This window comes from Hanstruepera flava, from assembly GCF_023634025.1.
Taxonomy (GTDB): domain Bacteria; phylum Bacteroidota; class Bacteroidia; order Flavobacteriales; family Flavobacteriaceae; genus Hanstruepera; species Hanstruepera flava.
The window spans coordinates 140,176-153,891 of record NZ_JALJCW010000003.1 but is presented as its reverse complement, the minus strand read 5'-3'; the positions used below and the strand labels follow the sequence as shown (position 1 = coordinate 153,891).

The 13,716-nt window shown below is 33.9% G+C and carries 13 protein-coding genes; 8 read left to right on the top strand and 5 right to left on the bottom strand.

What is annotated here, in order from left to right; genetic code table 11:
- The first annotated feature begins 50 nt into the window (after positions 1–50).
- Together rlmN and MTX13_RS10800 are read left to right on the top strand one after the other, a co-directional pair.
- The gene (gene rlmN, locus MTX13_RS10805; RefSeq protein WP_250434850.1) at positions 51–1,088 is read left to right on the top strand and encodes a 23S rRNA (adenine(2503)-C(2))-methyltransferase RlmN; all 1,038 of its coding nucleotides are present in this window, start codon (positions 51–53) and stop codon (positions 1,086–1,088) included.
- 83 nt (positions 1,089–1,171) lie between these two features.
- On the top strand, positions 1,172–2,149 hold the full coding sequence (locus MTX13_RS10800) for a polyprenyl synthetase family protein (protein WP_250434833.1): 978 nt from the start codon (positions 1,172–1,174) through the stop codon (positions 2,147–2,149).
- A 3-nt stretch (positions 2,150–2,152) separates the two neighbouring features.
- Here MTX13_RS10800 and MTX13_RS10795 read toward each other — a convergent pair whose 3' ends face one another.
- Positions 2,153–3,436: an aryl-sulfate sulfotransferase gene (locus MTX13_RS10795; protein ID WP_250434831.1), complete on the bottom strand. Its 1,284-nt coding sequence runs from the start codon at positions 3,434–3,436 to the stop codon at positions 2,153–2,155.
- A gap of 132 nt (positions 3,437–3,568) precedes the next feature.
- On the opposite strand from MTX13_RS10795, the gene MTX13_RS10790 reads away from it, so the two are divergent.
- Genes MTX13_RS10790 through MTX13_RS10780 form a run of 3 tightly spaced genes read left to right on the top strand, consistent with a single transcriptional unit; the run spans position 3,569 to position 6,021 of the window.
- Positions 3,569–4,141, top strand: a complete 573-nt coding sequence (locus MTX13_RS10790) for an RNA polymerase sigma factor (protein ID WP_250434829.1) — start codon at positions 3,569–3,571, stop codon at positions 4,139–4,141.
- Positions 4,128–4,913, top strand: a complete 786-nt coding sequence (locus MTX13_RS10785) for an MSCRAMM family adhesin SdrC (protein WP_250434827.1) — start codon at positions 4,128–4,130, stop codon at positions 4,911–4,913. Before MTX13_RS10790 ends, MTX13_RS10785 begins: the two co-directional genes overlap by 14 nt.
- Positions 4,914–4,941: 28 nt before the next feature.
- Complete coding sequence (locus tag MTX13_RS10780) at positions 4,942–6,021, top strand: hypothetical protein (RefSeq protein WP_250434825.1); 1,080 nt, start codon at positions 4,942–4,944, stop codon at positions 6,019–6,021.
- Positions 6,022–6,083: 62 nt separating this feature from the next.
- Here the strand turns inward: MTX13_RS10780 and MTX13_RS10775 are convergent, their stop codons facing one another.
- Positions 6,084–7,970 (bottom strand): Xaa-Pro dipeptidyl-peptidase, encoded by a 1,887-nt coding sequence (locus MTX13_RS10775; RefSeq protein ID WP_250434824.1) that lies wholly within the window; start codon positions 7,968–7,970, stop codon positions 6,084–6,086.
- Positions 7,971–8,088: 118 nt separating this feature from the next.
- Here MTX13_RS10775 and dnaG point away from each other — a divergent pair, with 118 nt between their 5' ends.
- Positions 8,089–10,047 (top strand): DNA primase, encoded by a 1,959-nt coding sequence (dnaG, locus tag MTX13_RS10770; protein ID WP_250434823.1) that lies wholly within the window; start codon positions 8,089–8,091, stop codon positions 10,045–10,047.
- Here the strand turns inward: dnaG and MTX13_RS10765 are convergent.
- Positions 10,042–10,668, bottom strand: a complete 627-nt coding sequence (locus MTX13_RS10765; RefSeq protein WP_250434821.1) for a response regulator — start codon at positions 10,666–10,668, stop codon at positions 10,042–10,044. The two genes, dnaG and MTX13_RS10765, sit on opposite strands and share 6 nt — an antisense overlap.
- A gap of 102 nt (positions 10,669–10,770) precedes the next feature.
- Positions 10,771–11,559, bottom strand: a complete 789-nt coding sequence (gene nadE / locus MTX13_RS10760; RefSeq protein WP_250434819.1) for an NAD(+) synthase — start codon at positions 11,557–11,559, stop codon at positions 10,771–10,773.
- A 93-nt stretch (positions 11,560–11,652) separates the two neighbouring features.
- Here nadE and gldB point away from each other — a divergent pair, with 93 nt between their 5' ends.
- Together gldB and gldC are read left to right on the top strand one after the other, a co-directional pair.
- A complete protein-coding gene (gene gldB, locus MTX13_RS10755; RefSeq protein ID WP_250434817.1) occupies positions 11,653–12,615 on the top strand; it encodes a gliding motility lipoprotein GldB in 963 nt (320 codons plus the stop codon).
- Between the two features lie 5 nt (positions 12,616–12,620).
- The gene (gene gldC / locus MTX13_RS10750) at positions 12,621–12,944 is read left to right on the top strand and encodes a gliding motility protein GldC (protein ID WP_262920476.1); all 324 of its coding nucleotides are present in this window, start codon (positions 12,621–12,623) and stop codon (positions 12,942–12,944) included.
- A 44-nt stretch (positions 12,945–12,988) separates the two neighbouring features.
- On the opposite strand, the gene aqpZ is transcribed toward gldC, so the two are convergent.
- Complete coding sequence (aqpZ, locus tag MTX13_RS10745) at positions 12,989–13,693, bottom strand: aquaporin Z (RefSeq protein ID WP_317238881.1); 705 nt, start codon at positions 13,691–13,693, stop codon at positions 12,989–12,991.
- Positions 13,694–13,716 lie beyond the last annotated feature (23 nt).

The following is a 13,716-nucleotide window of genomic DNA, read 5'->3' as shown; positions in this document are numbered from 1 at the left end:
CTTGTTAATCAAGGCTTTTTTTTGCTATACGTTTAAAGTAGTTACATAAAATGAATAACAAAAAAGACATTCGAGCATTATCTAAAGAGCAACTTCGTGAATTTTTCGTGAAAGAAGGAGATAAAGCTTTTCGCGGAAATCAGGTTTACGAATGGCTTTGGGTGAAATCGGCTCATAGTTTTGACGATATGACAAATATATCTAAAGAAACACGAGCTATGCTTGAAGAAAATTTTGTTATTAACCACATTAAGGTAGATGCCATGCAGAAAAGCTCTGATGGCACTATAAAAAATGCCGTAAAACTACATGACGGATTAATTGTTGAGTCCGTACTAATTCCAGCAAAGAATAGAACAACAGCTTGCGTATCTAGTCAAGTAGGTTGTAGTTTAGATTGTAAGTTTTGTGCAACAGCTCGATTAAAACGTATGCGTAATTTAAATCCTGATGAGATTTACGATCAGGTAGTAGCAATTGATAAGGAAAGTCGTTTATATCACAATAGACCGTTAAGCAATATAGTGTTTATGGGAATGGGAGAGCCTCTTATGAATTACAATAATGTTCTAAAGGCTATTGATAAGATTACTTCGGATGAAGGTTTGGGAATGTCACCAAAACGTATTGTGGTATCTACATCTGGTGTACCCAAAATGATAAAAAAAATGGCCGATGATGGTGTTAAATTTAAATTGGCCGTGTCTTTACATTCTGCTATTGATGAGGTTAGAACTTCAATCATGCCATTTAATGCTACCTTTCCATTAACAGATTTACGTGAGGCTTTACAGTACTGGTTCTTAAAAACTAAAAATAGAATTACTTACGAATATGTAGTTTGGAAAGGTATTAATGATAAGCAAAAGGATATTGATGCCTTAATTGAATTTTGCAAGTTTGCACCAAGTAAAGTTAATTTAATAGAGTATAATCCTATAGACGATGGCGAATTTCAGCAGGCTAGCAATCAGGCTATCGAAAGTTACGTAAGTCAGCTTGAAAAAAACAATATTACAGTTACGGTTAGGCGCTCTAGAGGTAAAGACATTGATGCTGCTTGTGGTCAATTGGCCAATAAAAGTTAGTGAATGGTTTTTTCCAATATTTCAGAATAGTTTTTCACGTGCATTTTCAGTAAGTTTGTTAACCTTCAATTATAGATTGGTATTTGAAAATTGTAGAGCAAATAAAACACCCTATTGCCTTTGAAATGGAACTTTTCGAGCAAAAGTTTCAGTTGTCAATGTCTTCCAAAGTTGCACTCTTAAATCGTATTACGCATTATATTGTAAACAGAAAAGGAAAGCAAATGCGCCCTATGTTTGTTTTTTTGGTTGCCAAAATGGTATCAAATGGCGAAGTAAACGAACGTACTTATCGAGGCGCATCTGTTATAGAGTTAATTCATACAGCTACATTAGTACACGACGATGTAGTAGATGATAGTAATAGGCGTCGTGGCTTCTTCTCAATTAATGCCTTATGGAAAAATAAAATAGCCGTTTTGGTTGGTGATTATTTGCTTTCTAAAGGTTTGCTTTTATCAATAGACAATAATGATTTTGATTTGCTGAAAATCATTTCAATTGCTGTACGCGAAATGAGCGAAGGTGAATTGCTTCAAATTGAAAAAGCAAGAAAACTAGATATTACTGAAGCGGTTTATTACGAAATAATCAGACAAAAAACGGCAACACTAATTGCAGCCTGTTGTAGTTTAGGAGCAGCTTCTGTAAAACCAGATTCTAGCGATGTAGAGCGTATGAGGAAATTTGGGGAGCTAATAGGGATGGCTTTTCAAATAAAAGACGATTTGTTTGATTATGGTGAAGATAAAATAGGCAAACCAACAGGCATTGATATTAAAGAGCAGAAAATGACGCTACCATTAATTCACGTTCTTAATAATGCACCAAAGAAAGATAAAAATTGGTTAATAAATTCAATAAAGAATTATAACAAGGATAAAACGAGAGTCAAAGAGGTTATAGCTTATGTGAAGGCCAATAACGGATTAGATTATGCTATTGAAAAAATGAAAGATTTTCAAAAACAAGCATTGGCTATCTTAGATACGTATCCAGAATCAACTTTTCGCTCGTCTTTAGAACTTATGGTTAATTATGTGATTGACCGAAAAAAATAACGCTTACAACCCTAAACTTGTTACAGCAGAATCATTTAGGTTGTAGTTATAACATCTCCAAAACGACGTTCCATCATCACCAGAATATTTCCATGCAATTTCACCTAAAGGAGACACTTCCCAAAAGCCATAGTCGCCTTCGCAAATTAAAGTATTACCATTCTGTAGCCTAACGGCACCAGAAATTCTACCATAGAATAAATTATCATCCGTAAAACTCCAAACCACTGTTGGTTCATTATTAACGTTTGGTGTTAACTCAAGTGCAGATGGCATTTCAAATTCATAAACAGTAGACTGTTCAATATGGCTTCCGTTCATATAAATTAAAACATTACCATTACCAGGCACATTGTTTTCAAGTATGTTGGCAAAATGATTGTTGTAAAATAATCGTTCACCTACATTGTTGTAGGTTTCAGGGTTTCCAAACCTATATAACAGATCTCCTCCCTTGTTATAGTTTCCGCCTTCTGAAGTAGCTGCTTGGGCAGTAGTAGTGCTATGGTCTATTACCCAAACTTCACTATAATAATTGACACTTATGTAAATAACATTGTTTAATGGGTCGTGGTCAATGCCATTAGCGTGCATAATATCGCCATTATCAATAATATTATAATTAATATTAATTAGGTTGGGATTGTTTGTTAGGTTTCCAAAATTAGGTAAAGCAGGGAACTGATCTTGAATAATATGATCAAAACTATGCCATTCCCAAATAATCTGATTTGAAGTAGGGTTTACTTCAATAAGGGTTTCAGTAAAAATATCATGATTGGTGTTTACACCAGCTGCGATAGCTTCGTTCATTGGGATTCTTTCCCAAACTAAAAACATAACATTTCCGTTAGGTAATAACTCTACATCATGATGGGCAATATAATTTTCTGAAGCATATTCATATTCCCAATCAACACTACCATCTATGTTTAAAATTTTAACAATACCGCCACCTCCACCAAAAGTAAAGATAGGGTCATTTACTTTAAACATTCCTATTAGCCTTCCGTCTGGAAGTATTTCTAAATCGTTTCCCAATCTAGTGTCTAACTCCCATTCATAGACTTTAAATCCAGCCTTATCTAGTAAATACGATTTTGTCCCCCCATTTTCAATAGCAAATACATAGCTATTTTCAACCAAATTAGAATTGTAAACTTCTACATTTGGTGATAATTCAATAGGCTCTGGTTGGTTATTTATTGAAAAGTCATCATCATTATTGCAACCTGAAAGGAATACAGCTAAAATCAGTATTAAAATTGGTAATTTAGAGTAGGTCATTAAGAAATGATTTTATTATGTGGTAAAACTACTAATTATTAATGTATATATTAAATACATATTTTTTTAAAAAATTATAAATGTCAGGCAACCATTTGTATTTTTTTTGCGTCTTTATAAATAGAAGATCTAATGAAAGCTATTTTGAAGGTTATTCAACTTTATAATAACACTAACATAATTGGCAAAGCCAAGAAGAATAATCGTGAAGCGCAACATGTACTTTACGAGGAGTATTCGCCTAAAATGTTAAGTGTGTGCAGATATTATATAAAGGATATTCAACATGCCGAAGAGGTTATGCTAAATGGGTTTTTTAAAGCTTTTACTAACATAAAGCAGTTTGAAGACAAAGGAAGTTTTGAAGGCTGGCTTCGTAAAATAATGGTAAGGGAGTCTATTTCGTTTTTAAGGCAACAAAAAAAAATTGAGTTCAGTTTAGAAGACACAAATTATGCAGTTGAGTATCAAAATGATATTTATGACAAAATAAATGTAGCCGAAATACAGGAGCTGATAGATACATTACCAGAAGGTTATAGACTAGTGTTTGTTATGTATGCTATTGAAGGCTATAAACATCATGAAATAGCAAAGATGTTGGAAATAAGCGAAGGAACATCAAAATCACAGCTATCAAAAGCCCGAAAATTGCTTCAGAAAAAATTAAAGGAACTAAATAATAAGAATTATGGCACCAGTTAAATTTGAAGAACATATAAAAGATAAGTTAGAGCAACGTGCTATAAAACCTAGCGAAACAGCATGGAATAAGTTAGCCGATAGGTTAGATACTAATGACCAAAAATTATCTCATGCCAAGTTTTGGTGGATTGGAATAGCTGCAAGTATTGTAATTGTACTGGTGGTTTCCAATATCTTTTTTAACAATAATGAAGTTTCTAATGGAACCAATACCATTAAAGTGGTAAACAGTAATGAAACAGGTAGCGAAGTTAAAGAACAACTAAATAGTAGCGAGACAGTTACAACCGAAGAGGTTTCTGATAGCGAAATGGAAAAAACAACTATAGAGAAGAAAAATCAGATTCAACCAAACTTTATACAACAAGAACAAAAAGTTGCAGCTGTTAAAGTGAAAAACCAACCAAAAAATACGATTTCTAAAAACCTTAAGATTGATAGAATAGCGTTCAATAAAGTTAATGATAGAAAAAAAGAGATAAATAAATTAAACATAGAAAACCCTGAAAAAACAAATACAATTGCAAGCACGAATTCTATTGCTGAAAAAACAGAAAATATTGACAGTGAAATAGATAATTTATTGGCTAAAGCCCAGAAAGATGTTTATACAAAAACAGTTGATAGTAAAGAGGAATTAAAAATAAGTCCGCAAGGATTATTAGAGGAAGTAGAATTTGATTTGGACCAATCTTTTAGGGATAAAGTTTTTCAAAAAATTAAAACAAGTTATAAAAAGGTTTCTACTGCTGTAGCACATAGAAACGATTAAATAATCATCAATTAAAAATCGAACAATTATGCAAATTATTACTAAAACACTAGTATTTATTATCTTTTTAGTGACAGTGCAGCTTAACTACGCACAGGAAAAAAATGAAGATAAAATTGAAGCTTTAATAGAGCAAAAAAAGATTATAAAGGCTGAAGAAAAGTCACGGCTTAAAGAAGCCGTTGAAGCCATAAACAAGAGACTTGATGACGGTGAGATTACTTTGGAAGAAGCCGCAAGGCGAAAAAATGAACAAGCTGAAAAGCATGCTTTAAACATTGAAAACCGCTTGGCAATTATAGATAACCGTATTGCTTTACTGGAACGTAATGAGTATGTAGATTTTGATACAGGAGCCAATCTTGAAGGCTTTAAAATTGAAATTGGGAAAAATGAAGAGTCAGATGAGTACGATATGGGGAGTTTTTATATTGGTCCAGATCATAAGAGACGACCACGTAAATACGATAGGCGCACTACCAGTGATTTAGTCTTTGCCATAGGGTTTAACAATGCCATAATAGAAGGGCAATCCTTAAGCGATTCGCCATACAAAATTGGAGGTTCTGGTTTTGTTGAATTAGGTTGGGCATGGAAAACACGTGTGTTTAAAAACTCAAATGCGCTAAGGTTTAAATATGGTGTGTCTTTTCAATGGAATAAATTAGATATTAAGGACAATCTTTATTTTGTAGAAGATGATGATGGAAATGTTTCTTTAGAAGAGTTTCGGGTTAACGTCAATAAATCGAAATTCAGAACAACCAATTTGGTAATCCCTGTTCATTTTGAATTTGGACCATCTAAAAAAATTGAGCGCGATGATTACTTTAGATATTCAACTTACAGAAAATTTAAAGTAGGATTAGGAGGTTATGCAGGATTGAATTTACAATCTCAGCAAAAACTAAAGTATTCAGAAAACGGCAAAAAAGAAAAAGATAAGTTTAGAGATTATAACACCAATGCTTTTGTTTACGGGTTAAGCGGCTATTTGGCTTGGGGTGGAATTGGTATATATTGTAAATATGATTTACAACCTATATTTAATAATCAAGCAATAGACCAAAATAACATATCATTAGGTATTCGTTTTGATATGGACTAGTGTTAATTACATTGAATTAGTAGGATGGAAGGCTTCAAAAACATTGAAGCCTTCTGTTGTATTTACTCGGTTACTTTTTTTAATGCTTCCTCACCACCAGCAATAGGTAAGGTTAAGCTGGTTTTATCTAAATCTATGGTCAATTCTGTTCCGGGCTTTGGTAATAGGGTAAATTTGCTATCACTAGAGAATATCATTAAACCAATTTGTTGTCCTTTCTTAATAACTTGATCGTCTGGCTGTAAATCAAAATTCAAACTATAAAATTTACCAGGCTTTAAAGGTTCACTCTCGGTTAAAGATTTATGGTTTTGTGGGTCCGCCCAACCTCGTGTAATAATGTTATCAGTAATTTTTGGTTTACCTTCTGAGTTCCAAGGTAACGACACTAACCAAACTGATAGGTTGGCAGCGGGCTTGCTACTAGCTAAAGTTATTGATATACTGGCAAGTCCAGATATATGAAGATCTTCTTTAAGTTCTGGTGTTACATATAACAACCTGTTTTTTGAGTTTTTGGCTTGAGCTAAATCGTTTCCGGAAATAGTTGCATCGTCAATTAAAGTTTCAGTGCCTTGCTTTTTTGTTTTGCTTAAGGATAATTGACCAATAGCATTTCCTCCAGCGTTTAGATGCAAGGCTACATCTTTAGCATCTGGATTTGGATAATCTTTATAAGCTGTTGGTTCTTGCATGTTATCATTTTCTCTAACTATCCAAGCTTTGGCATCATTTTCAACACCATTTTCCACACCATGTAAGTAGCGTGTAAACCAACGATTCATCATGCTAATTGGTGGTGGGCCACCATGTCCAAATTGGTGGTAATAAATTTGGGTCGGTAAACCTTTCTCTGATGCTGCTTTATAAATACGATAACTATGCTCTGGCATAACATTCCAATCGTTAAAACCATGCGACATGAGTAATGCAGCTTTCATGGGCTCCATATCATTTAAATAATCGCGTCCAGCCCAAAAATTGTTATAATCCCCTGTAATACGATCCATACCATTTTTCATTTCAGTATCACGGATTTTGGTATTGTTGTAATCTCTTTTTCTAATAAATTTTTTGGAGTCTTTGTGGTCTTTTATATAATCCTTATTAAGAATTAATTCTTCACCACCACTATTAATAAAATCATAAAGTACATCTATATCTTCTCCCAAATAACCACCAGGTGAACGTACCAATCCGTTTGATCTGTAATAGTGGTAGTATGATGTGTTTGGAGCAATTGGAATAATGGCTTCTAAGCCTTCTACGCCAGTAGTTGCAGCAGCCAAGGGAATTGTTCCATTATACGATGTGCCTGTCATACCTACTTTTCCTGTAGACCAATATGCTTTAACTTCTTCTTTGCCATCTCGCTCTGTATACCCTTTAGCGCGACCGTTTAACCAATCGATAACAGCTTTTGGAGCTAATGACTCATTGTCGCCACCTACAGTTGGAGCACCATCAGATAATCCAGTTCCAGGAGATGACGAATGTACAACAACATAGCCTCTTGGGACCCAGGTTTTTATTTGAGAATTCGAGATTATTGGGCGCTTGCCTATACGTTTAACTTCAACTTTCACTCGCGGTTTTGCTGTTTCACCTAATTCATGATGAACATCCCAAAATAAGCCATCTACATTAGGTGCTACACCAGCATAATAGGGGCTTGATTCGTATACCACTGGTAATTTTAAGCCGTTTTCTGTTTGAGGTGGTCGTGTAACAGCAACATGCATACGGTCTAATTTACCGTCTCCATCAGTATCGAAAGTGGTTTCAACCCATAAATCATGACGTATCCACTTATCAGGATTATTAAATTCTGGAACTATTTGGGCTTCGCCATTTTCAAAAATAGGACCAACTTGATCTTGTGCCTTGACATAGTCTGTTATAGAAAACAGTACAACAAAAAACAGAATGGAAAGCTTATATGGTTTCATAAAAAAGGTTTTAAATAAGAATTCAGAAAGTTAGTTGATTTTAGTTACATTTCAAATTGGGTATTCTATAAAATGCCATAACTTTTAGTACTTTTACATTTCTCAAAATAATATTTAGTTGATATCTAAAACAACCATAGACCAAGTATTTGAAACTGCTCGAGTAGAGGAGGTTATAGGTGATTTTGTACAATTAAAAAAAGCGGGAAGTAACTTTAAAGGATTGAGTCCGTTTAGCGATGAGCGCTCACCAAGTTTTATGGTATCTCCAGTAAAACAAATCTGGAAGGATTTTTCCAGTGGTAAAGGTGGTAATGTTGTAGCCTTTTTAATGGAGCATGAACATTTTACTTATCCCGAAGCCATAAAATACCTAGCCAAAAAGTATAATATTGAAGTTGAGGAAACCCAACAGTCCAACGAAGAGAAAGAGCAAGCAAACGAACGAGAAAGCTTGTATTTGGTAAGTGAATATGCCAGCCAATATTTTCAAAATATTCTTCATAAAACAGATCAGGGTAAAGCTATTGGCTTAAGTTATTTTAAAGAACGAGGTTTTACAGAAGAAACAATAAAGAAATTTGATTTAGGGTATTCTTTAGATGAGTGGCAGGCCTTTACAGACGAAGCCTTAAAAAAAGGCTATCAACTTAATTTTCTGGAAAAAACAGGATTGACCATTGTAAAGGAAGATAAGCGTTTTGACCGATTTAAAGGGCGTGTTATATTCCCAATTCACAGTATGAGTGGTAGGGTTCTTGGTTTTGGTGGTCGAATTCTAACCAATGATAAAAAAGCAGCTAAATACTTAAACTCACCAGAAAGCGACATTTATCATAAAAGTAAGGTGTTGTATGGTATTTACCAGGCCAAGCAAAGTATAGCGAAAGAAGATAATTGCTATTTGGTTGAAGGATATACAGATGTTATTCAGTTTAATCAAACCGGAATTAAAAATGTGGTGTCATCTTCAGGAACTGCTTTAACACCCGAACAAATAAGGCTTATAAATAGGCTTACCAAAAACATTACTGTGTTGTTTGATGGTGATGCAGCAGGACTTCGTGCCTCGCTTCGTGGTATAGATTTAATTTTAGAACAAGGTATGAACGTCAAAGTTTGTACCTTCCCAGAAGGTGAAGATCCAGATAGTTTTGCTAAAAATAATACGTTGGAAGAACTGACTATTTATTTAGACGAACAGGCAAAAGATTTTATTCAATTTAAAGCTTCGGTTTTATTTGAAGAATCTAAAAACGATCCTATAAAAAAAGCCGAAACAGTTCGTGATATTGTAAATAGTATTTCAAAAATACCAGATCGAATAAAAAAGGAAATTTATATTCGGGAATGTGCTAGAATTATGGATATAAGTGAAGAAGTTCTTTTTAGCACTCTTGCACAAATTAATAAAAAAGAATTTCAGGAAACCAATAAACAATATAAACAGGAACAGAAAGCCTTTGAAGTTATTAAGCATAAACAACCGGTTAAAAAGGTAGATGTTCAATATGAATTAGAACGAAAGATTATTCAAATTCTGTTGCTTTATGGAAATCGACTTGAAGATTTTGAAGATTTAATTTTAAAGGAAAACGAGAAGAATGAATTAATATTAGAACCTGTAAAACAGGAAGCTCGAGTTTTTGAAAAAATTTATTTGGATTTACAGGATGATGAAATGCAGTTTTCAAATCCAACCTTCAAGGATTTATATTATACAATAATTGATACTTTAAACCAGGATCCTGACTTTCCTTTAGAAAGCTTTATTAATAAAGTTGACCCCAAAAATGCTAACGAGATAACCACCATTCTTATGGAAGACGAGCGCTATACTTTGGCCAATTGGCATAGTAAGAATATTTTTCCAAAGGAAAAAAACCAAACCATAGCACAGTTAGTAAGCGAGACCATTTTGAGTTTAAGATGCTTTTTAATTGAACAAAAAGTAAGTGAGTTTAAACAAGAGACCTTAGAGAATAAAGCTCAAGTAAATCGAGAAGTATTAGAAGAAGTTAAAGATTATTCAGGTCTTAAAATGTTGTTGTCCAGAAAATTAAATAGGGTTTTATAACTCAAGAAGTTTGGCACGACTTATTAAATCTACAATATTATCAACTTGTAACTTTTTCATTAAACGCGCTTTATAAGTGCTAACGGTTTTTTCATTTATGTTTAATTCGGCGGCAATTTCCTTGTTTTTTCGTCCAGACGAAATTAATTTTAAAACTTCAATCTCACGTGTTGATAATTTTCGATAATACGAACCAGAACGCCCAACTCGTCTGCCTTTTTTCATTTGTTCTTCCATATCATTACTTAAATATGTTCCACCTTCATGAACCCTTAAAATGGCTTCTTTAAGTGTAATAATACCAGCAGTTTTGGAAAGATAACCATCTGCACCAGCCTTTATAGCATTGATAGCATAAATGCTTTCTGGTTGAGCACTATAAATAATGGTCTTGACATCAGGAAAATCTTTTTTAAGTCGCCTTAAGGCGGTTAAACCATTTAATTTTGGCAAATCAATTTCACACAAAATAATATCAACTCTATTCTCTTTGAGGAATTCAAAAATGGCTTCGCCATTCCCAACTCCACCTACAACTTGAATATGTGGTGAGGTGACAAATAGCAATTCAATGCCCTTTCTTATAATAGGATGGTTATCAACTACCAACAGATTTATCATGTCTAGAATTTTTTTCGATGTTGATACTGTTGAGGCTTAACAAGCTACAAATTTATTAAGTAGCCTAGTAAAGATAATAAATTCTAATGATAAATAAGGGCCTTACTTTAAATTGTTTGGTATTTCGCACACAGGAATAGGTAGCATTTTGTGCTTGTTTGATCGGTTGAAACGCTGATATATTTTTAATACATCTTGTTTTCTGCCTTCAAAATCATCTGTTGTTTTTCCTTCTGCATCCATTTGCATAGCCCATTCTAATTCTGGATATGAAGCACCTATTTGGTCCTCATCGCTTCTGGCATCACCAAATAACCCATCGCTTGGAGCAGCGTCCATTATGGATTTAGGAACCTTTAAAAATTCACCAAGTTCATAAACTTCAGATTTTAGTAAATCCGCAATAGGACTCAAATCAACACCACCATCGCCATATTTTGTATAAAAGCCAACACCAAAATCTTCTACTTTATTTCCGGTTCCAGCAACTAATAGTTTTTGTAAGCCCGCATAGTAATAAAGTGTTGTCATTCGCAGCCTGGCACGTGTGTTTGCCAAAGCCATATCAACAATTGCTTGTTTGCCTTCTAAAGAAACTTCGGTCTTAAATTCTTCAAAAACAGGTGTTAAGTCAGTTCTAGTATGACGTACATTTTCAAATAGTTTTTTTAATTGAGCAATATGTTCTTGTGCCCGACTTACATGGCTTGCCGCTTGATGAATAGGCATTTCTAAACATAAAACATCTAATCCTGTTTTGGCACACAATGCAGAAGTCACAGCAGAATCTATGCCGCCAGAAATACCAACAACAAAACCATTTACTTTTGCGTTAATAGCATAATCCTTAAGCCAATTTACTATGTATTCAATAACTTTTTCTGTTTGCATTTTATAGAAATTTTTAACCAAAGAAATGTACCTTTGTTGCACAAAAGTAAGGCAATATCACAACTAATAAAAATTAGGTTTAGAATCTTAAGTATGAAGTATTTTATATTATTATTTTCAATGCTTGTTTTGGTTTCTTGCAATAAGGAATCTAAAGTGGAACAAGAGATTGCTAAAATTGATGTTGATTTTTTGGTAGAGCGTTTTGATAAGGCATTTTATGAAGCAGATGGATCAGATTTGCCGAAATTGAAGCAAGCTTATCCTTTTATGTTCCCAGAATCCTATCCAGATTCATTTTGGGTAGAGCGCATGCAGGATAGTTTGAGACATCAACTATTAGCAGAGAGCGTTTCAACATTTGATGATTTTAGTGACGTGAGATTAGAAATTGAGCAATTATTTCAACATCTAAAATATTATTTTCCGGAATTTACTGTACCTCGGGTTATAACAACACCCTCAGATGTAGATTATAGAAATAAAGTTATTGTTACAGATACCATTGCTTTAATCTCTGTGGATACATATTTAGGGTCTGATCACGAATTTTATGGTGGTATTCAAAATTATTTAAAACAGAATTTTAATAAAGACCAGATTGTTGTGGATATGGCAGCATCTTATGGAGGAAAATATGTTTACCAATTGGATCGAAAGACATTTTTAGACGAAATGATATACTATGGTAAGATATTATACTTTAAAGATGTCATGATTCCTTTTAAAACTGACGCTGAAAAAATTGGATATACCGAGGAGGAATTAAAATGGTCTCAAGATAATGAGTATTTTATTTGGAACTATTTTATTGATAAGGAATTGTTGTACAGTACAGATTCAAAATTACCAAGTCGTTTTATTAATCCGGCACCATTTTCTAAATTTTACTTAGAAATAATAGATAATGAATCGCCAGGAAGAATAGGTCGCTTTATGGGATGGCAAATTGTAAAGGCTTACATGGAAAACAACGATGTGTCTTTAAAGAATATGCTAACTGAAGAGCCTATAAACATATTTAATAACAGTAAATACAAACCACGTAAAGAATAGCAAGAATGGAATCTACAATAGAGTTAAAAGTTGAGTTAGATGATAATAGAGTGCCAGAAAAATTAAGCTGGACTGCTGAAGATGGAGGCATTAATAATGAAGAAGCAAAGGCCATGCTTTTATCGGTTTGGGACCACAAATCGCAAGAGACATTACGAATAGATCTATGGACAAAAGATATGCCTGTTGATGAAATGAAAGTGTTTTTTCATCAAACTTTAGTGGCTATGAGCGATACCTTTAATCGTGCCACCCAAGACGAAAAAATGACGGCAACCATGAAAGATTTTTGCGATTATTTTGCCGAAAAACTGGAGCTAAAAAAATAGAGGAAGCCAAATCTCCCTCTATTTTTAAATAGTATATCAATTTTTTAGTTCTTATTAGGCGCCATATATTTGTAGACAATACCTGCCAAAATTGCTCCTGCAATAGGCGCTACCCAAAACAACCATAACTGACCAGTGGCATCACCACCAACGAATAAAGCTTGACTTGTACTTCTTGCTGGGTTAACCGATGTATTGGTAACAGGAATACTAATTAAATGTATTAAGGTTAAAGCTAATCCTATGGCCATACCGCCAAATCCAGGAGATGCATTTTTATGTGTAGCACCAAGGATAACAATTAAAAACATAAAAGTCATAACAATTTCTGTTACAAGAGCGCCTACCAATCCGTAGTTTACACCATAAACGTCAGCATCGTAAAAATTTGTAGCAAAAGCTCCAGGACCAGAAAAACCAGAAAAATTAGTAGCACTACTAACAATTAAGTATAAGATAGCTGCGCCAGCTAGGCCACCTAATACTTGCGAAACGATATAGCCAAGTAAATCTTTGGCTTCAAATCGTCCACCCATCCATAACCCAATAGATACAGCTGGATTAAAATGGCCTCCAGAGATATGCCCTAATGCGTAAGCTCCTGTTAAAACGGTTAAACCAAATGCAAGTGAGACTCCTACAAGTCCGATGCCAATATCTGGAACACCAGCCGCTAAAACAGCACTTCCACAACCTCCTAGAACAAGCCAAAAGGTACCAATAAATTCTGCTAAAAGTTTTTTCATGATTTTAGTTTTAGTTAGATAATAAA